Raw genomic sequence first — 18056 nt, 5'->3', positions numbered from 1 at the left:
CCCAGCATGAGATCCAGTCCGAGCAGGTGTTGGCCAAAGGACCCTTGTTGGGCGTGGTTTTTTCCGTGGACATCGCTGGCTATGGCCCCGCCCACCGTGATGTGGGAGGTCCCTGGGAGCACTGGCAGTCCCCAGCCTTCGGCAATCGTGAGCTGATGCAGTGCCTGCAGTGTTGCCCCAGCGTCCGCGACGATGACGCCGAACCAAGGATGCCCGCCCCAATCGGCAGACTACCGCGGAGCGTTGAACGGACCGTAAAAAAACTAAAAGGAGAACGAGATTCGGAGTTCCATACATCGTCCGAAAACACTTAGAGGGCGGAACCTCTCCGCCGTCCAGTTGAACGATCGTTATGCGAGCATTGGCTGCCGGCACAGCACTGACCCCTGAAAGAAGCTGCCCGGGGCCACATCCACCGAACGCAGTCAGGTCCCACAGCCAGAAACCCCCAATGTCTTGGCCAGGCAAGGCCGCCACGGCAAACTGTGAGCATCCACTAAGTATTTTCGATCTGACCGAGCTGCTATTTTGAGCGCATGAGTGAATTACTTGGTTTCCATGACAATGAACCACACACCGCCAATATCGCCGGACGCCTGAACTGGTTGCGGGCCGGGGTTCTCGGCGCCAACGACGGTATTGTGTCCGTCGCCGCCACTGTCGTGGGAGTCGCAGGCGTGACGAACTTACCTGCCCCCATTCTTGTGGCCGGAATCGCCGCAGTGGTTGGCGGCGCTGTTTCCATGGCGCTAGGTGAGTATGTATCTGTGAGCAGCCAGCGGGACAGCCAACGCGCACTCATCGAGAAGGAACGCCGAGAACTGGCTGAGGACCCGGACGCTGAGTTGGCCGAACTCACCGGGATCTACTGTGCGCAGGGCCTCAGCGAAGCCACTGCGGCACAGGTGGCTCTTGAGCTGAGCGCCCATGATGCCTTATCAGCGCATCTGGCCGCTGAACTGAACATCAGTCAGCATGAGGAAGTAAATCCTTGGCAGGCAGCTTACGCTTCGGCAGCTGCGTTTACTGTTGGTGCGATCCTGCCTCTGTTGGCCATCTTGCTGCCGCCGGCGGAATGGCGGATCCCGGTGACGTTCTTGGCGGTACTGTTCGCCCTTGCCCTGACGGGAACGGTGAGCGCTTCCATCGGGGGAAGCTCCAAAACCACGTCTGCACTGCGCCTGGTAGTCGGTGGAGCCTTGGCCCTCGCGGCGACATACGGAATCGGCACCGCCCTCGGGGCAAGCGGGATAATGTAGCCACTCCCGCGTTTGTCCAGCCGTTGCGTGGGCGTTTCCGTCGGGCTCTTCTATTGTCGGGATTTGGCTTGTTGCGGGGCCAGACTGAGAGCCAGCTTGGGGCACAAATGGACAGCTTCGCGGGCCGCTTCAACATTTCCGGGACTGACGGCGGGATTGCTGCGGTCACCATTGGTGGCGTGCAGTGCGAGGGGGTAGCCCCAGTCGTCACGGACCAAAACGGTGGGCAACAGTTCTGTGCACAGCCCCCGCCCGTCGCAGCGGGTCCAGTCGATGTGGAGTATTTCAGTCATGTTGCCCTCCTGGTTGTTCTGGTGCAGGTTCCCAAAAGATGGGCGTTCACATCGTCGGAGAATATCTCCAGCGCACTGCTGACCAGCCGTGCTGTCCCGTCGGGATGATGGCAGGCACCCCGACCGCCGACGAGCTTGGTGAGACGTTCCAGTTCAAGAACGAGTCGTGGGTTTCGGTCTCCGTAGGCGATGGCGGTCAGGACACGGGCCATGGCCGGCAGGCCAAACATGCAGGGACCGCATTGTTTCGCGGAGGCATGGGCAAGGTAGTCAAGGATCCGTGCGGTGGCCTCGAGCCCGCACTCCTGCGTAGGGAGTATATGGAGCACTCCCGCGCCGGGGTTTACCGCGTTCTCCCCCTGCCCCGAGGGAGACAGCCGACATTCCAAGTCCCGGATCCACCGGCCGTGATAGCCACCCACCAGCACGGCACCTACAGTGGAGAGGTCCACTCCGGCACTTGATAGTACGTCGCAGAACTGTGCGTCCCCTTCCACCTCCAGAACCTGCCCGGCACCTTGGCCGGAGACCGAGACGAGCCTGGTCCCTGGGTCCCGTTCCGAGCCCGCTCCCCGGAACCACCCGGACCCATACCGGGCAATAAGGGCAACATGGGCCAGAGTCTCCACGTTCAACACGAGGGTGGGTCTGCCTTTGAGTCCTGATTCGCTGAGGCGACGGCGGTTATCCAGAGGTAGTGCAACACCGGTGGCGATGCTGTTGACTACGGCGCTTGCCTCACCTGAAATAAATGTCTCTGCGGCCCGGACCACCTTGATTCTGCGGACATCGCGGCGTCCGGCCACGGCGGCTTCCACCGCGGGCAGGGCCGCCGGCGTTGTGTAGATGTAGAGCAGCGACGCTGATACTGCCCGGCCGGCGATCAGGAGCCCGTCAATGACCAAGTGGGGTGCATGGGCGAGCAGGGTCTTGTCCTTGAAGCTGAGAGGTTCGCCTTCGGCACCGTTGGCAATGACCACCGGTTTGGCCGGCATCAACGCTGCGCCACGACCCTGGGCCGTGGCCGCAACCTTCTGCCAAGAGGAGAAAGCCGCTCCGCCCCTCCCTGTCAGGCCGGACTCTTCCAACACCGCGATGAAGCCCGCGTCGATGGATTCCAGGGATAATGGCCCGAAGGCTTGTTCATGTTCGGTCAGGCCCGCGTTGGAACCGGCGGCAAAGAGCTGAGGCGTTCCGGCACTGCCCCTGACGGTATCCACGGCAGGTCCTGCTGCTCCTAGAGTTGTCATGATAGGCCGCCTTGCCGGGCTTTGGCGGTTTCCAAAAAGTTCGCTGATAGCCGCCATGCCGCCGCTGCGCCCACGGCGGCAAGGGATCCTGCGGCAAGCACAAGAAACCACTTGCTGGTGCCGTCGGTGCCGTTGCCAACGGCATGGCCCAGAGCAATCGGCCACATCGCGTAGCTAAGCCAATGGATGGCGCGAAAGCTCCGCTGCCCCAAACGGTGCCGCAGCAGCCCGGTGGCCACCACGGCAAGAACCAGATCAAAGGCCACCGTGCCCAGGCCCTGCCAGAACGGCTTGAAGCCGCCCAAGAACGGAACAAATACGTCAATCACGTTGAGCTTCGCGTACGAATCCAGCATTAACGCCACGATATGGAACACCAAGAAAACTGTTGCCAGCAAAGATACGTTGCGGTGCAATAACGTCACGGAGAACCTCGGAATGGCAAACAGGGGCCTGCCAGACCTGTTCAGTATCCCCAGTATGACTGTGACGCTGAACAGGACCAACGAGACCACACCACTCATCCGGCCAAAAGCCCACAAGGCGTTATCCATCCGACTCCCCTCCCTTCATGGGCATGCTTTCCCGTTCATCCTGGTTCCCGTCCTCGGGCCAGCCCGCCGTCGTGGACACTCGCCCCCGCACGTCGACCAGACGTGCGGAGACGCCAACACGGTCAAACCATTCAACGGCGGCAAAGCCCCGGACAATCCCCGCCGTGCTGAAAGTATTTGCTAGCAAGCACGACGGCGCAGCCACCGACACGGAACGCCAGACTGGGTCCGCCGGAAGCCCGAACCTAGGGTCAAGAATGTGGTGAACGGTGCGGCCCGCGTGCTGCCACCGTCGTTTCTGGGTACTGGAGGTTGCCATGGCATGGCCCGCGCGCAGGGTGACCTGCTGCCGGGGATCCCCGGGCAGGTCCTGCACCAGCACCTGCCAGCCCCCCTCAGGCGCCGGGCCGGCCGTGGCAATATCCCCGCCCAGGGAAACCAGAATCCCACATCCCAGCTCCGCAGCGACCCGTTGTGCGGCAAGGTCGGCAGCGACTGCCTTGGCAGTCGCCCCTAAATCTAGGCGCAGATGTTCAGGAACGCTTAGCTTCCGCCCCACAAGGCGTACCTGGCTCCAGCCGGTGGATCGCTGCTGCCCCCGCGGGTCATGGATCACAGCCCCCCGCGGGCCAAGGCGGACCTCGGCTAAGTCCCGATCGTAGCCCAGCGCTTCGAGGTCCCTGCCCAGGGTAGGGTCCACATCTCCGTCAGTCCACGCAGCAGCATCGAGCGCAGACTCAACCAGCATTGCCAGCAACGGGCTCACCGTTGCTCCGGAAGAAAGTCTGGGTTGCAGGCGCACAAGTTCCGAATCTTCACGGAATCGGCTGCAGGCGTCGTCGACGCCTGCAATTTCTTCCCGGACCACCAGCTCTGCGGCGGATGCCAGCGAGGGCTCCGTGACGGTGATGGACGCTTCCAGCCCCCACACCGTCCATGACGTGGACTCCATGTCAGGACCCCGACGATGTGCCGTTGACGGCCGCGCCGTTGCCGGACTGTACCGAATTACCATCGGAGTATCCACCATAGGAGCCACTACTTTGGCTTGGGACCTTGATTTGTGAGGTCCTGCCATTGTCACGGCTGGTGACGGATTTGGTGCTTGTTCCGGGGATCCCGGTGGCTTGATCCACGGCAATGGCACCAATGCCGAGAACCGCAAAGCTACCCACGGTGACGGCAGTGGTGAGGTTGAACGCCCATTGCTTTCCGCTACTTCTCTTCGTCATGGTCTGCTCCGGTCTGGTTGCTGATGAAATATCCTTACTTCCATCATCCCTACGGAATCTTTGTGCTTTCTTAGACAGGACCAGCAAACTGCGATGAATGGCTCTGCGCTACTTGGATGCCAAGGGCACAAGGATCCTGACCGCGGCACCGCCACTGGGGGCGGATCCCACCGTGATCTTGCCGTTGTGCAATGCCACGATCTCTGCCACCAGCGCCAGACCCAGCCCGTAATGACGTGGTGGCCCCACACTCCCGGAGGCCTGGCGCCGTGACGAGAACCTTTCAAAGACACGAGACTCGGTTCCTGGCATAAATCCGGGGCCGTCGTCAGAGACCTCAATGCATGCGTCGGCACCCTTGATGCTCACAGCTACGTTGACTTCGCTCCGGGCGTGGTCCAATGCGTTGGCTATCAATGCGGTAAAGACGCGCAGCAGTGCAACCGGCGATCCTTGAACCAGAACAGGCACGCCCGCGCCGGGTTGGTTCAACCGGATGGACTGTTGCGCGGCCTGGGGCATGGCCAGGGAGACAGCATTGCGGGAAACCCCTGACAGGTCCACCACGGTGTGGGCCACAGCAGTGCGGGGGTCGACGGAAATCAACAAGTCGTCGAGAATTCCTGTGAGCAGCCGTGAGTCCTCGACAATTGCACTGACCTCCGTTGAGGCAGCTTCCCTGGAATAATCAGTTCCGGGCACCTCGAGCTTCCTGCGCAGGAGCTGGGAGCGTGTGCTTAGCAAAGTTAACGGCGTTCTGAGTTCGTGGCTGGCATCGGCCACGAACCGTCGCTGCAAGGCCAGGCTGTAGGCCAGTGGCCGCATGGCACGCGCAGCCATCCACACCGACGCGGCGGCAGCGAGCAAGGCTGCCACCGTCCCGACTATCGCCATGGACCACACCAGGCGGTTCAATGACTCGCTGCTCTCGTGAGTGTCTACAGCGGCCTGAACCACCTTGTCCCCGCGAATGGTGGTCAGCACCTCGTAGCTATGCCCGCCCAACGCGAGACTTTGTTGTTCATCCGACTGCGAAGCGCCCACACGGTTCATGGCTGTTTGGTCCGGGAGCCCTGCGGGCATGGCTGAAGAGGTCTTAATCTGTCCTTTGTCGGCAATCGCGACGTAGACGCCTGCGGGTGCGTCACGCGGAGAGTCGATCTGGGTTGCCCCCAACAGTGTTTTGTTCACGGCCTCCGCCGTGCCGCTTGCAACGATCGAGTACAACAGAGCGCCCATCACAGCCAAAAGAACCACAATCAGCACAGTAAACTGCAGCGCCAGCCGGACCACCGAACGGCGAAGCTCTCCCACATCCCGGGTATTCACACCAGTGGTCCCAAAACGTAGCCGCGTCCCCGCACCGTCAGCACACACGAGCGGCCCAGTTTCTTGCGAAGATAGTGCACATACGTATCAACCACGCCACCGTCATCGGCATCGGCGAACACCGACTCCAAAAGACCATCCCTGGTAAAGACCTGCTGGGGCCGCCGCGCAAGATGTTCCAAAAACTCGCTTTCCCTCTCGGACAGCATCACCATGCCCACATTATCCAATGACACCATCCGGGTACCAACATCCAACGATCCACCCGGAACCCTCACCAGGGTAGAAGTGTCGGAGTGGCGCCTGAGCAGAGACCTGACCCGCGCAAGCAGTTCATCAATGTCAAAGGGCTTACCCAAATAGTCCTCAGCCCCCCGGTTCAGGCCCTCAACGCGGTCTGCAGGATTACTCAAGGCCGAAAGTACGAGCGCCGGAGTGGACACCCCTTTGCGACGAAGGCGTTCCAAGACGTCCAAACCCTCAATAGCCGGCAGACCACGATCCATCACCATCACATCAAAATGCCGACTGAGACCCTCATGAAGGGCACGTTGGCCATCACCTGCCACCACCACCTCATAGCCTTCGCCACCCAGCAGCTCTGCCAGCATTGCCGCCAACGCCGCATCATCCTCCACCACCAACACACAAGGATCATCCTCCATGAAGTGAAGTATAAGCTCCGCGGCGAGGTCTGAATGTCAGGAATTTTAGAATAATCTCCTACCGGTGAAAGGTTCCCGCTACGGATGCATCAGGGCTGTGCAGCCGACTTCTGACAGCAGACGAAAATGACTTTGGGAGCGCGATACGTCTCAAAAAAGTCATCCCACCAGAGAGCATCTCACCTAATCATGACAACAACAGTATTATTGGGCAGATTCTGCAGGCTGAATGCCCATTTATGGTTTGGCAAGCCGTCGTATTCCCTAGTGGTCACGGAGGCTTCGTCATTCCCATAGTTATAAGCCATTTCTAGGGCACCATCCTAAAATATGCCGATCGGCTGTTCCACGCCACTGGGTGTAACAACGTGCCAACGGCCGGGTTCAGCGCACTGTACATCATGCCATTGCCAGCGTAGATACCCACATGCCCCCAATGGTTCGGTCCATCGGGATTCTGAACCACAAGGTCACCTGGCTTCGGATTCGTTGTGGGTGACCCCGCCATCCACTGTTCCGTGCGCGGCAGCTGGATCCCCGCCTTTCCATAGATCCACTGCACATAACCGGAGCAGTCCCAGGCTTTGAAGGCAGTGCCGCCCCAGACATATGCACCGCCGACTCCCTCCTGCGCATACGCGATGATCGCACGTCGAAGTTGGCTCAAATCCGCTGGCATTGTTGGTTGCGGCAGCCCCGAACTGTTTGCGGTACAGTCCGCCGGAACGGTTGACGATCCCAAGGCTTTCAGGATTGCTTCTGCCTCAGACTCCCACTGGGCGTACCTTTCTGGGAATGCAGATCCTTGAACCGCTTGAGCTGCCGTGCCCTTGTCCATTTGATCCCAACCCCGAACATCAAGAAGTCCTAGTGGCGATCCATGGTTGGGCCCCTGTGGCCCTCCATAAAATGCTTCAGCGTTGTAGGCGGCTTGCATGAGCTCCGCGACACTCCCCCATCCTGCTGACGGGCGCTGTTGTGCACTACCGACCGAATCGTGGTCACTGCCCACGCCATCATGCGGATATTGCAAAGATTCAGGGACAGATGGGTTGGCCAGCATTTGCATATTGGACTCTTGTAAGGCCATCATCAACGCAATCACGATCCCGTTGTCTGGGACTGACCGGGCGCGGCCCACTGCTATGTAGGCTTGGGCCACAGTCGCCTGCGACTGGCTCAATGTGATGGGCGCCAGGTCGGGCACAGCGATCGTCACTGCCTGGCCCGCGCCGCCAGCAGCGACCATTATACATGCCGCCGTCGAGCTTTGAGCGCCGAAAGCTACCAGGGCAATGGATCCGCAAAGCGCCATAACGCAGCAGAGCACCATTGCAGAGAACGCCGCCCCGGCTAATTTAAGGGCCGCACGCTTCTTGACTATGCCGAGGAGGAGCGCCGGGGCTGGCATCAGTAGACAATTCGCTCAGGCGCAGCGTAGAAAGCCACCATGTCACAGCGGTCTGCCGGCGCAGATACGGCAGGCGGACAATTGACGACGATGCTGATCGGTGCGGTGTATTTGTTAACTCCAGACGTCGCATGCTCAACGACGCTCAAGGTCACGGTGCACACGTGCAATCCCACCCAGGGTGGAGGCTGCTGGACATATTGTGCCAGCTGCTCGTCGCACGATGAGTTCACAGTCTGTGCAGTTCGATATCCCTTCGCTCCAGTCAACGACGCAAAGGCTGCCGCATTGGTCCCTGTGGCTTCGAATTGCTGAGCGAAGATGGTCAGGGGGTTTGAACCATCCGGCAGCACATGCCACCAACTGCGAAGCCGCCCGTACGTCTCCGAATACGTAGCCGTTCGTGTATCCCATGTATAGATGGTGCGGGCAGCTATGTTGGCCAGCAGACGATAGTCCAAAATTGAAGGTTCGCCAGCTGGGACAGCCGATTGATCCGGAGGCGAGCTTGTCATGGTCGATGGTTCCACCGCGGTCGTTGTGGCCGTGGGGCTTGCGACCGCAGCCGGAACCGATGACACCGGAATCCTTGCAACGGGGGCGACTTCCGCGGGGCGGATTGAGAGCACCGCCGCAATCCCAGCGATAACCACGACAGTCACCAGCAGCAGGATCCACGGCCGGCGTCGGCCTGTCCTGCCTCTGCGTACCGTCCATTTCAATTTCATGGTCACACCTCATTGGGCTGAGGAACTACGCCTTGGACGCGGCGTGGACCGTCGGGCTGATTGCCGCTTCAATGACAGCACCTTCGATCCCTGTCCCGGCCCGCAAAATTTCCTCGGCTGCCTGAACGAGGTTCCGTGCCAGACCAACCTGCACCTTGACGTAGCGCACGCTGACACCAGCCTCTTGCGCGACCTCAGCGACCGCCACAGAACGTGCCTTGCCCAGTACCGATGGCAGGACGATGCGCTCCGCGATGAGTTGGAGCATCGGATTTGAAAGCGATTCGACAGTAGCCCTACGTAGTGAGGTTAGGTCAACAACCAGTTTTGGATCGACATCCAGGGCCCGACTCGTCGTCAGAGCCATCTGGCGAACTACAAAAACGGCCTGCCATCGCATGCCGGCGGACGCATCATTGTTGGTTGCCGTGGATTGCGCCTTCCCGTCAGCAAGACTGGCAACGGCCAGATTCCAAGTGCGCTCGGGCACGTGTGCCTTGACGAACTGCAAAACGTCCGTGGCCCAGACATGATTGGTGACTTGGTCATCGAGGCGTACCAACTGGACATCAATCTGGCTCTGAAACCCGGACTCGCATTGGTCCAGCAATGGCAGAGTCGACCTGGCTATACGCCGGCGGATATGGTCGGCGGACAGGTTGCAGGCGATCCCCTGAACCCAGGCATCAAACTTGACCCCGGGAAAGGCCCGGTAGCTGCTGTTCACCGTCCCCTCCCACGCTGCAATACGGATGTCCTGCAAGACGTCATTTACGTCCTGAAAGAACCCATACCGGGCCAGATGAATCTTCACATACGGACGAACCCCTTCGACAGCCCTCATCAGCTGATCGATAGGGATGTCGGGTTCCGGCGGACGGGCCAGGGACTGATCGACCGCCCCGTCGATAGGTACTTCATATGGTTCGTTGGTCCAAGGACCCATGATGATCACCGCTTCATGCGTTGACTGAATATCAAGCGCTACGCCGTCAGACGTTGTGCAGAAGATCTTGGGGACACCGTTGGTGGCGGCAGGATCGTCCCGGCATATGTCGGGCCCCGTGAGTCTGTGCGAAATCAACGATTGCAGTCGACTCACTTCAAAAGGTCATAAGACTATTGTCAAGGCACCAAAGAGATATTGTCAATGGGGTTTCTCTTACCCTGTGGACAACTATGAGGCAGAATGAAGCCATGCCCCGAATTACGCAGCCGATAGCCTCAGATTGGCCACACGACGTCGAGCTGGCGGTCGCCACCTTTGGCAATCGAGCGCGCACCGAGATCATCCGCTACCTATTGGAAAACGGGCCGAACGCACGCGGCGAAATCGTGGCTAACGTTGGCGCCAGCGAGGCAAGCGTCGCCAAGCACCTGCTACTCCTTGAAGAAGCCGGCGCTGTCAGTGCAGACGTTGAACCAGGTCGCAGGCACGGTCGTGCACCTAGGTATTCAGTTAACCCTGACCGCGTCAAGGATCTTCTGAATGCCCAACTTCGGTACTTGACTGAACCGACTCGCTAGCACCATCAGCCGTTGCGGTCATGCCGTGCTTCAGGAAATCGGTAATGGCATCGAGCGTTTCCGGCGCAACGTCGGCAAGTGTGCGCGCGGCGAAGGCTTGCACCCGCGACACCCTCAGGGCCTTAACAAATTCAAGCCTTGCCTCAATACTTCTGGGAAGCACGTCGGAGCCCAAATCCAGCAGAAACGACGAATCAACGTCAAACAACTCACAGATGGCTGTCAAAACCTTCTTATCGGTGACCAGCGCCCTCGTTCCGTCCTTCATGTAGAACCAACGGGCACGGGACATGCTCACGCCTCGTTCAGCCAATCGACCTTGGACCTCACGAAAAGTCACGTCATAGCCACGCTTTTCTGCAGCAGCATCTAAAAGTAGGTTCAGGCGCCTAGAAAGGGCCATCTGGGGCGATGGCTGGTCTTGCGGATTGCCGCTTCCAGCGCTCATGCCAGGCTCCTCACGATAGTGGCGTCGGCTCGCCGACTACCCCGTGCCGAATCGTCGTGTCCTCTCAAGTATTGTCCGTGCCTTCATGCCCCGCAAGACAACGCTGAATTGCATTATCCAACTCGGGCAGGAGCACCGTCTCGGAGCTGGGTTCCAGCCACGGAACCCCATTTGAAGTGCCCGAGCTGGCAGCAAAGGCACGAAGCCCCTCCTGATTGAGTAACTGGTTCCGATCAAGATGGAAGCAAACTTCTGTAACAACATCACGGAGCGCGGTAAGAAAATCGATTTGTTCCTGCGGATCCCTTGCCCAATAGCGGTTTTCGCGCATGGATTCCGCAGCACTGACAAAAGCTTCCACCTGTGGATGCTGGGTCATGTCATCAACCTTCCCTCTGAATCAGCCGGAATCGCTGTGTCATGGCGGCGACTTATACGAAGTCATGGGGATTTGGGCCATTTACACCATGACCGAGTGAGAGTAAATTGTGCAGAGTAGACGGGTATACACCGTCCTGCAGGTAGCCTTCTGGGAGTGTTTTCCATGGAACCCTCAATCTTGATGAACCTGACCCGAAGCCGCATCTTACATATGCTGGTCACACATGGCCCTGCCCCGGCTCCTGAAATATCCAACGCGCTGTCCCTTACAGACGACGCGGTCAATCGGGAACTTGAACGGCTTACAAGAGCTGGGTTTGTCCGGGCCAGCGAGGCAGTTCCTGGTAATTTCAACTCAATTTATACCTCCGACGCACCCCAAATTTTCCAAGAGATGGCACAGGTGCGCTATTTCCTGGGATTGGAGATCTGAACAGAACAGGCGCCACCTTTCCCTCGGTCATGGAGAAAATCGCTTTCCTGACTATGAGTAGTTATCTAGTCATACTTGCCGATATTTGAACGTCGGCACCATCGAAGGGAAGGCACCGCGATGACTATCTACACCCAACACAGCAGCCGCACCGACTCAGAAGCCACCGAGTGGTTGTCCCCCACAGAAATCTGCCACGACCTTCAGATTCCGCTGCAGACTTTCTACCAGTGGCGCGCCAAAGGCATTGGCCCGCACGCCTACAGAATTGGCCGGCATCTGCGGGTCAGCAAAGCCGACTTCGAGGCTTGGCTGTCGCTCCGGTCAGATCCGTGACGACCAAGACTGTGTGGCCGTCACATGAGCAGAAAACCACTTCCCCTCGGATCTTGGGGATCAATCATCACCGATCGCACCGCGGCTAAGTCGTGGAGCGCGCGCACCCACTACCGTGACTGGGATGGGAAACTTCGAAAGGTTGAAGCTCGCGGTGCTTCTGCAGCAGAGGCCCGCCGCAGCTTGCAGCAGAAACTTGTCGATCGCCAGACTCCGAGAAATGGACTGGTGACTTCCACGAACAAGATCAATCAGCTCATTGAGGTGTTCCTCGTTGAGCTGGAAGGATCTGACAAGGCTTCCCGTACGAAGGACAAATACTCCTACTGCATCACGAAGTACATAGCCCCGGCGATCGGTTCAATTCGGATTGGCGAGGCATCCTCGGGCGTGATCGACCACTTCATTCGAAAAGTCGTCGAAGATGTGGGTCCTTCAACGGCGAGGAGCTGCGGGGCCGTGCTGTCTTGGATGTTCAAGGTGGCCTTGCGCCACGACGCTGTCACCGTCAACCCTGTCATCGGGATATCGATCCCTCGCAACAAGAAGGCGAAGCCCCAAGGCCTCACCGCTGAACAATATCAAGATCTGCGCGGCAAGCTCATCGACTGGGAACAGACGCCGGCCCTCGGCAGGCCGCGTTCACACGAACTACATGAGATCGCGGACTTCCTCATCCACACCGGGCTCCGCCCTGGCGAGTTCTTTGCCCTCCACTGGGACGACGTCAAACTGGACGCAGCGCCGCCGACGGTGTTTATCAATGCAACCGTCATCCGGACAAGCACGGGCGGCGTAAGGATCCAGGATCATCCGAAGTCCCGGCACGGCGTACGCCGAGTAACAGCCCCTGAATTTCTGGTGAAGCAGCTTCAGATCCGGCAGAAACGCCAAAAGGAAAGCGGCGCTCCGAATCCGATGAATTTGATCTTTCCATCGTCCACAGGGACTATTTGCGATCCGAACAACATCGGCAAGATCTGGCGCAAAGCCTCCGATGCCATCGGATATGAGTGGGTCACATTCCGGACTCTCAGGAAATCAAGCGCAACTCTGATTGCCAGAACGATGGGGCCGGAAGCCGCCGCATATCAGCTCGGCCATTCCAAGGTCTCGATGACCCAAGAGCACTACATTGAGGAGTATCAAGAAGCCTTGGACACCAGGGCGGTCATGGACGCGTTCAGCCCGAAGGAAGAGCCGTCACCGACCGATCCAGACGATGAAAAGTAACGAAAATCGAGACCCATTATGGCGTGTTTATGGCGTGTTAAGTTGAAAATGGCCCCTTTCGGGGCCATTCTCACATCCAAATTCCCTGTAAAACCGGGCTTTTTGGGCCCCCTATCAGATTCGAACTGATGACCCCCGCTTTACAAGAGCGGTGCTCTGGCCAGCTGAGCTAAGGAGGCAAACGCAATCAAGCGCTTCACAAGGTTACCGCAGGAGCACAGAAAACAAAAAACCGGCTCCCCCAGGTAGCAAAGTCACCCGGGAAAGCCGGTTTCCCGCCGTCGTATGCTGTGTAAGAAGCGCCAACACTGCGAGCGCAAAGAACCCGCAAGAGCAAGCAGAGAATTACTTCTTAGCTGCCAGAATGCGTGCTGAGAAGTCGTCGAACGATTCAGTGGATACCCACTGCTCGCCATCCATGAACACGGTGGGCGTCGACGCCACGCTGTGGGCCGAGGCCAGCAACGTGGTGTGCGCCTGGTACGGGCGGTACGTCTTGTTATCTACACAGCTGGTGATATCGCCCGCGCCAACCTCAGTTGCGTACTTCACCAGCGTGGCGTTGTTCAGGCCCTTGCTGTTCTCAGCAGGCTGCTCTGCAAAGAGCTTGTCCAGGTAGGCCTGGTACTTATCCCCTGAAACATCGGCAACACACGCTGCCGCTGCGCCCGCACGTGAGGAGTAGTTGGTGCCACCGGAGAGGCGGTCCAAGAAGCCCAATGAGCGGTACTCAACGGTGATCTTGTTCTCGCTGGCCAGAGCCTTCAGCTGCGCACCGTAGTTGGTCTCGAACTGGTTGCAGAACGGGCACAGGAAGTCGAAGTAGATCACTGTCTGGATGGGCTCGCCAGCGGCGGTTGCCTTGATGCCGATCTTGTCCAGATCGGTAGCCTTCTCAACCTTCTCCGTGGGAAGCTCCGGAACCGTGTTGATATCAACAGTGGTCTCGGTGGTGGTCGGCTTCACAACCGCACCATCCTTGCCCAACGTGATGCCACCGTAGGAGTTCATGCTCGCCGGCACCGGACCGGTCTCCGCCACAGGCTCATTGGACTTCTGCGTGTTAATAACAATCAGAGCAATAATGACGATAACCGCCACCGCTGCAAGCAAAACACCGCCTCGGATCAGCCAGCCATTGCGCTTTTCCTTCTTCAGCTGAGCATCGCGAATAACCTTCGCCTGCTCGCGCGCCTGCGATGTCCGCTCTGCTTTACTTAACCGCGGTTCGTTTTTAGAGCTCATAATTCCTCAAGTTTCTTGGGCATGAAAAAAGCCGTGGTACGGCCGGTTATGGCTAATCTTAGGAGACAAACCTTGGAGAAGGCCGAATGATGACTCCCCTACCCCAAAGAGACTCACTATGACGACGCGCACGCCCACCAGATAAGCTGGCATCAACCCGAGTTCTAACAAAGGGAGCTGCACGTGCCTCACAAATCCTCTGCCAAGGCCACCACGCCCACTGGCAATTCAGACTTCATTGTCGTCTCCAACCGTCTGCCGGTTGACCGCGTCGTTAATGAAGGGTCCGACGACGGCTGGCGGCGTTCTCCTGGCGGGCTCGTCACCGCGTTGGCTCCCGTCATGGCCGCCCGCGAGGGAGCCTGGGTGGGCTGGCATGGTGCCGCCGATGAAACCCTGGAGCCGTTCCACCACGACAACATGGACCTGTTCCCCGTTGCCCTCACGGCCGACGAAGTTGAGCTGTACTACGAGGGATTCTCCAACTCCACCCTGTGGCCGCTCTATCACGATGTCATTGCCACCCCCGAGTTCCACCGAACCTGGTGGGATTCCTATCAACTAATCAACAAGCGGTTCGCCCACGCCGCAGCTGACGCTGCCGCTCCCAAGGCCACCGTGTGGGTTCAGGATTACCAGCTGCAGTTGGTCCCTCAGTACCTGCGCGAATTGCGCCCGGACCTCCGCATCGGCTTCTTCAACCACATCCCCTTCCCCTCCCCGGAAATCTTCGCCCAAATGCCCTGGCGCAAACCCATCCTGGAGGGCCTGCTAGGCGCTGACCTCATTGGTTTCCAGCGCCCCAATGACTCCGCCAACTTCCTGCGCTCCGCCCGCCGCTTCCTCGGCGCCGGCGTCAAAGCCAAGCAGGTCCACGTCAAGGACGCCGGCGGGAAGAACACCCACATTGCCCGCGCCGAACCGTTCCCCATCTCCATCGACGTCAACCAGATCCAAACCCTGGCACGGCGCCCCGACGTCATTGCCCGCTCCCAGCAGATCCGCGAAGAACTCGGCAACCCCACCACCTTGCTGCTGGGCGTCGACCGCCTCGACTACACCAAGGGCATCACGCACCGCCTCAAGGCCTACGGCGAATTGCTCGAAGACGGCGTGGTCACGGTGGAAGACGCCGCGCTCATCCAGGTGGCCAGCCCCAGCCGCGAGCGCGTGGAAACCTACAAGCAGCTCCGCGAGGATGTGGAGGGCATGGTGGGACGCATCAACGGCCAGCACGACACCATTCAAAACACCGCCGTGCGCTACCTGCACCACAGCTACCCCTTGGAAGAGATGGTTGCCCTCTACCTCGCAGCGGACGTCATGCTGGTCACCGCCCTGCGCGACGGCATGAACCTTGTCGCCAAGGAATATGTTGCTGCCCGCGGCGATAACACCGGCGCCTTGGTCCTGAGCGAGTTCACCGGCGCCGCCGATCAGCTCAAGCAGGCGCTCCTGATCAATCCGCACGATATTGACGGCCTCAAGGCTGTCATCCTGCGCGCCATCAACTTGCCCAAGGCCGAATCCGCCCGCCGCATGCGTGCAATGCGCCGGCAAATCCTCGATCACGACGTCCAGCGCTGGAGCGAGGACTTCCTGTCCACCCTGGCGCAAAAGGCCGTCCGCGATGACAGCTGAGCTACCGGCAGCACTTCACGCGGCGATCCTGCACGCCGCCGCCACACCCCAGCTGCTCGTAGCCCTGGACTTCGACGGCACCATGTCACCCTTGGTGGATCATGCCGAAGATGCCCGCCCGCTCCCCCGCTCGGCAGCATCCTTGGCTGCCTTGGCCGCCCTGCCCAGTACGACGACGGCCCTCGTCTCTGGGCGGGCCTTGGCCAGTTTGCGGCTGGTCGCCGCTCCCCCGGAACCGACACTTTTGGTGGGCAGCCACGGTGCCGAAACCTGGCTCGGGCCAGACTCCCCACCGTTGCAGCTCACAGCGGAACAGGCGGCCGCGCTGGAACTGGCCCGCGCCGCCGTCACCCGAGCCACCTCCCTTATTAAGGGGACGGTTGTGGAGAACAAGCCAGCCGGCGTCGTGCTCCACTACCGGCTGGCCGAAGAGCACGACGCACGGGCCGCCGTCGAACTCGTCATGAACCAGCTCAACGGGAATCCCGCGCTGCACGTGACCACGGGCAAGATGGTGCTGGAAATATCGGCCGTCAACGCCAACAAGGGCCAGAGCCTGACCCTGCTCCGCGGGCTCACCGGTGCCACGGCCACGCTCTTTGCCGGGGACGATGTCACGGACGAACACGCCTTTGCCGCGCTGCACCCTGGCGATCTCGGCATCAAGGTGGGCCCGGGCATTACAGCCGCGGAATTCCGCATTGGCGGCCCGGATGAGCTGCCGCACGTACTGGAGCTGCTGCTGGCGGCCCGTATGAGTCACCTCAACCCGTAATGTGACCTTGGCCATGTTCGGAATGTGTCATACTTCATATGTCGGACTGTTCGCTGCTTAGGTAGTGTGCGGCCCGCTGAAACACCAACCATTCACAACGGATCGTTCGGCACGTACCTGCCGATGAAGGGACTTATTACTGTGGCTACAGTAACTTTTGACAACGCGACACGCATTTACCCGGGCACCACGAAGCCCGCTGTTGACAAGCTCAACATTGACATCGCCGATGGCGAATTCCTCGTTCTAGTTGGACCCTCCGGTTGCGGTAAGTCCACCTCCCTGCGCATGCTCGCCGGCCTGGAAGATGTCAACGCCGGCCGTATCCTCATCGGCGACCGCGACGTTACAGACGTTCCGCCGAAGGACCGCGACATCGCCATGGTCTTCCAGAACTACGCGCTGTACCCGCACATGTCGGTTGCCGACAACATGGGCTTCGCCCTGAAGATCGCCGGCATCTCCAAGGAAGAGCGCGCCAAGCGTGTTTTGGAAGCCGCCAAGCTCCTGGACCTCGAGGCATACCTGGACCGCAAGCCGAAGGCACTCTCCGGTGGTCAGCGTCAGCGTGTTGCCATGGGCCGCGCCATCGTGCGTAACCCGCAGGTGTTCCTCATGGATGAGCCCCTCTCCAACTTGGATGCCAAGCTGCGTGTACAGACTCGTACGCAGATTGCCTCCCTGACCCGCCGCCTGGGCGTCACCACTGTTTACGTGACCCACGACCAGGTTGAGGCCATGACCATGGGTGACCGCGTTGCAGTCCTCAAGGACGGCCTCCTCATGCAGGTCGACACCCCGCGCAACCTCTACGATGCCCCTCAGAACGTGTTCGTTGCAGGCTTCATTGGCTCCCCCGCCATGAACCTGCTGGAACTGCCCGTTGTCGATGGCGGTGTGAAGTTCGGTGGATCAATTTACCCCGTACCTTCCGCCGTCCTCGGTGAAGCCGCAGGCAACACCGTCACCGTCGGTGTCCGTCCCGAAGACCTCGAAGTTGTTGGCGCCGGCGAAGGCCTGGCAGTAGAGGCCGACGTCGTCGAAGAATTGGGTGCCGACGCTTACGTTTACGGCCACGCCATCATCGACGGCGCAGAGCGCGACATGGTTGTCCGTGTCGACGGTCGCCGCCCACCGATGAAGGGCGACACCATCCACGTCCGCCCGCAGGTTGGCCACGTGCACCTCTTCGATGCAACCTCCGGCGCCCGCTTGGGCGACAAGGCCATCTCGCGCGACTAGCAGCAGTTTTAGAGCGCGGCTGCCTGTTGGACTTTCCAGCAGGCAGCCGCGCTTCACCTTTTAAGAGAGAATTT

The 18056-nt window shown here is 59.7% G+C and carries 22 protein-coding genes and 1 tRNA gene; 8 read left to right on the top strand and 15 right to left on the bottom strand.

What is annotated here, in order from left to right; translation table 11 throughout:
- Window positions 1-194, bottom strand: a 194-nt coding sequence (locus CXQ93_RS21405) for an FAD-binding protein (protein ID WP_146073288.1), incomplete at its 3' end; no start/stop codon positions are given.
- Window positions 195-536: 342 nt separating this feature from the next.
- Between CXQ93_RS21405 and CXQ93_RS19505 the strand changes: the two genes are divergently transcribed.
- Window positions 537-1259 (top strand): VIT family protein, encoded by a 723-nt coding sequence (locus CXQ93_RS19505; protein ID WP_104112073.1) that lies wholly within the window; start codon window positions 537-539, stop codon window positions 1257-1259.
- A gap of 50 nt (window positions 1260-1309) precedes the next feature.
- On the opposite strand, the gene CXQ93_RS19500 is transcribed toward CXQ93_RS19505, so the two are convergent.
- The 10 genes from CXQ93_RS19500 to CXQ93_RS19460 form a co-directional block, all read right to left on the bottom strand.
- Window positions 1310-1552, bottom strand: coding sequence for a ferredoxin (locus tag CXQ93_RS19500; RefSeq protein ID WP_104112072.1), 243 nt, complete (start codon window positions 1550-1552; stop codon window positions 1310-1312).
- Complete coding sequence (locus tag CXQ93_RS19495) at window positions 1549-2802, bottom strand: NADH-ubiquinone oxidoreductase-F iron-sulfur binding region domain-containing protein (RefSeq protein ID WP_104112071.1); 1254 nt, start codon at window positions 2800-2802, stop codon at window positions 1549-1551. The genes CXQ93_RS19500 and CXQ93_RS19495 overlap by 4 nt, the downstream gene beginning before the upstream one ends.
- Window positions 2799-3356: a ferric reductase-like transmembrane domain-containing protein gene (locus CXQ93_RS19490; protein ID WP_258069130.1), complete on the bottom strand. Its 558-nt coding sequence runs from the start codon at window positions 3354-3356 to the stop codon at window positions 2799-2801. Before CXQ93_RS19490 ends, CXQ93_RS19495 begins: the two co-directional genes overlap by 4 nt.
- Window positions 3349-4308, bottom strand: a complete 960-nt coding sequence (locus tag CXQ93_RS19485; protein WP_258069129.1) for an FAD:protein FMN transferase — start codon at window positions 4306-4308, stop codon at window positions 3349-3351. The genes CXQ93_RS19490 and CXQ93_RS19485 overlap by 8 nt, the downstream gene beginning before the upstream one ends.
- A 1-nt stretch (window position 4309) precedes the next feature.
- Complete coding sequence (locus CXQ93_RS20515; RefSeq protein WP_146073287.1) at window positions 4310-4588, bottom strand: hypothetical protein; 279 nt, start codon at window positions 4586-4588, stop codon at window positions 4310-4312.
- Between the two features lie 108 nt (window positions 4589-4696).
- Window positions 4697-5917, bottom strand: coding sequence for a HAMP domain-containing sensor histidine kinase (locus CXQ93_RS19480; protein ID WP_104112069.1), 1221 nt, complete (start codon window positions 5915-5917; stop codon window positions 4697-4699).
- Window positions 5914-6582, bottom strand: a complete 669-nt coding sequence (locus tag CXQ93_RS19475; RefSeq protein WP_181036232.1) for a response regulator transcription factor — start codon at window positions 6580-6582, stop codon at window positions 5914-5916. The genes CXQ93_RS19480 and CXQ93_RS19475 overlap by 4 nt, the downstream gene beginning before the upstream one ends.
- A gap of 310 nt (window positions 6583-6892) precedes the next feature.
- The gene (locus CXQ93_RS21200; RefSeq protein WP_258069128.1) at window positions 6893-7993 is read right to left on the bottom strand and encodes a C40 family peptidase; all 1101 of its coding nucleotides are present in this window, start codon (window positions 7991-7993) and stop codon (window positions 6893-6895) included.
- The gene (locus tag CXQ93_RS19465) at window positions 7993-8721 is read right to left on the bottom strand and encodes a hypothetical protein (protein WP_104112067.1); all 729 of its coding nucleotides are present in this window, start codon (window positions 8719-8721) and stop codon (window positions 7993-7995) included. The genes CXQ93_RS21200 and CXQ93_RS19465 overlap by 1 nt, the downstream gene beginning before the upstream one ends.
- A gap of 25 nt (window positions 8722-8746) precedes the next feature.
- Entirely contained in the window at window positions 8747-9823 is a 1077-nt protein-coding gene (locus CXQ93_RS19460; protein WP_146073286.1) for a sigma factor, read from the bottom strand.
- A gap of 95 nt (window positions 9824-9918) precedes the next feature.
- On the opposite strand from CXQ93_RS19460, the gene CXQ93_RS19455 reads away from it, so the two are divergent.
- Window positions 9919-10248: a helix-turn-helix transcriptional regulator gene (locus CXQ93_RS19455; protein ID WP_104112065.1), complete on the top strand. Its 330-nt coding sequence runs from the start codon at window positions 9919-9921 to the stop codon at window positions 10246-10248.
- On the opposite strand, the gene CXQ93_RS19450 is transcribed toward CXQ93_RS19455, so the two are convergent.
- A complete protein-coding gene (locus CXQ93_RS19450; RefSeq protein WP_104112064.1) occupies window positions 10196-10696 on the bottom strand; it encodes a hypothetical protein in 501 nt (166 codons plus the stop codon). The two genes, CXQ93_RS19455 and CXQ93_RS19450, sit on opposite strands and share 53 nt — an antisense overlap.
- 64 nt (window positions 10697-10760) lie before the next feature.
- Window positions 10761-11075: a hypothetical protein gene (locus CXQ93_RS19445; RefSeq protein ID WP_104112063.1), complete on the bottom strand. Its 315-nt coding sequence runs from the start codon at window positions 11073-11075 to the stop codon at window positions 10761-10763.
- A gap of 165 nt (window positions 11076-11240) precedes the next feature.
- On the opposite strand from CXQ93_RS19445, the gene CXQ93_RS19440 reads away from it, so the two are divergent.
- The 3 genes from CXQ93_RS19440 (at window position 11241) to CXQ93_RS19430 (ending at window position 13079) form a co-directional block, all read left to right on the top strand.
- Complete coding sequence (locus CXQ93_RS19440) at window positions 11241-11510, top strand: helix-turn-helix domain-containing protein (protein WP_146073285.1); 270 nt, start codon at window positions 11241-11243, stop codon at window positions 11508-11510.
- A 120-nt stretch (window positions 11511-11630) separates the two neighbouring features.
- Window positions 11631-11846: a helix-turn-helix domain-containing protein gene (locus CXQ93_RS19435; RefSeq protein ID WP_104112061.1), complete on the top strand. Its 216-nt coding sequence runs from the start codon at window positions 11631-11633 to the stop codon at window positions 11844-11846.
- A gap of 24 nt (window positions 11847-11870) precedes the next feature.
- On the top strand, window positions 11871-13079 hold the full coding sequence (locus tag CXQ93_RS19430) for a site-specific integrase (RefSeq protein WP_104112060.1): 1209 nt from the start codon (window positions 11871-11873) through the stop codon (window positions 13077-13079).
- 105 nt (window positions 13080-13184) lie between these two features.
- Here CXQ93_RS19430 and CXQ93_RS19425 read toward each other — a convergent pair.
- Together CXQ93_RS19425 and CXQ93_RS19420 are read right to left on the bottom strand one after the other, a co-directional pair.
- Window positions 13185-13258: transfer RNA gene (locus CXQ93_RS19425), tRNA-Thr, on the bottom strand.
- 166 nt (window positions 13259-13424) lie between these two features.
- Entirely contained in the window at window positions 13425-14324 is a 900-nt protein-coding gene (locus CXQ93_RS19420; protein ID WP_104112059.1) for a thioredoxin domain-containing protein, read from the bottom strand.
- A 183-nt stretch (window positions 14325-14507) separates the two neighbouring features.
- Between CXQ93_RS19420 and CXQ93_RS19415 the strand changes: the two genes are divergently transcribed.
- The 3 genes from CXQ93_RS19415 to CXQ93_RS19405 all read left to right on the top strand — a co-directional run bounded on the left by CXQ93_RS19415 (window position 14508) and on the right by CXQ93_RS19405 (window position 17982).
- A complete protein-coding gene (locus tag CXQ93_RS19415; protein WP_258069127.1) occupies window positions 14508-15965 on the top strand; it encodes a trehalose-6-phosphate synthase in 1458 nt (485 codons plus the stop codon).
- Window positions 15955-16740, top strand: coding sequence for a trehalose-phosphatase (otsB, locus tag CXQ93_RS19410; protein WP_104112057.1), 786 nt, complete (start codon window positions 15955-15957; stop codon window positions 16738-16740). Before CXQ93_RS19415 ends, otsB begins: the two co-directional genes overlap by 11 nt.
- Window positions 16741-16881: 141 nt before the next feature.
- Window positions 16882-17982 (top strand): ABC transporter ATP-binding protein, encoded by a 1101-nt coding sequence (locus CXQ93_RS19405; protein ID WP_104112074.1) that lies wholly within the window; start codon window positions 16882-16884, stop codon window positions 17980-17982.
- Window positions 17983-18056: the final 74 nt, after the last annotated feature.

Source organism: Arthrobacter sp. N199823 (assembly GCF_002929705.1).
In the GTDB taxonomy this organism is placed as follows: Bacteria; Actinomycetota; Actinomycetes; order Actinomycetales; family Micrococcaceae; genus Specibacter.
This window is presented reverse-complemented; position numbering and strand designations above follow the sequence as displayed.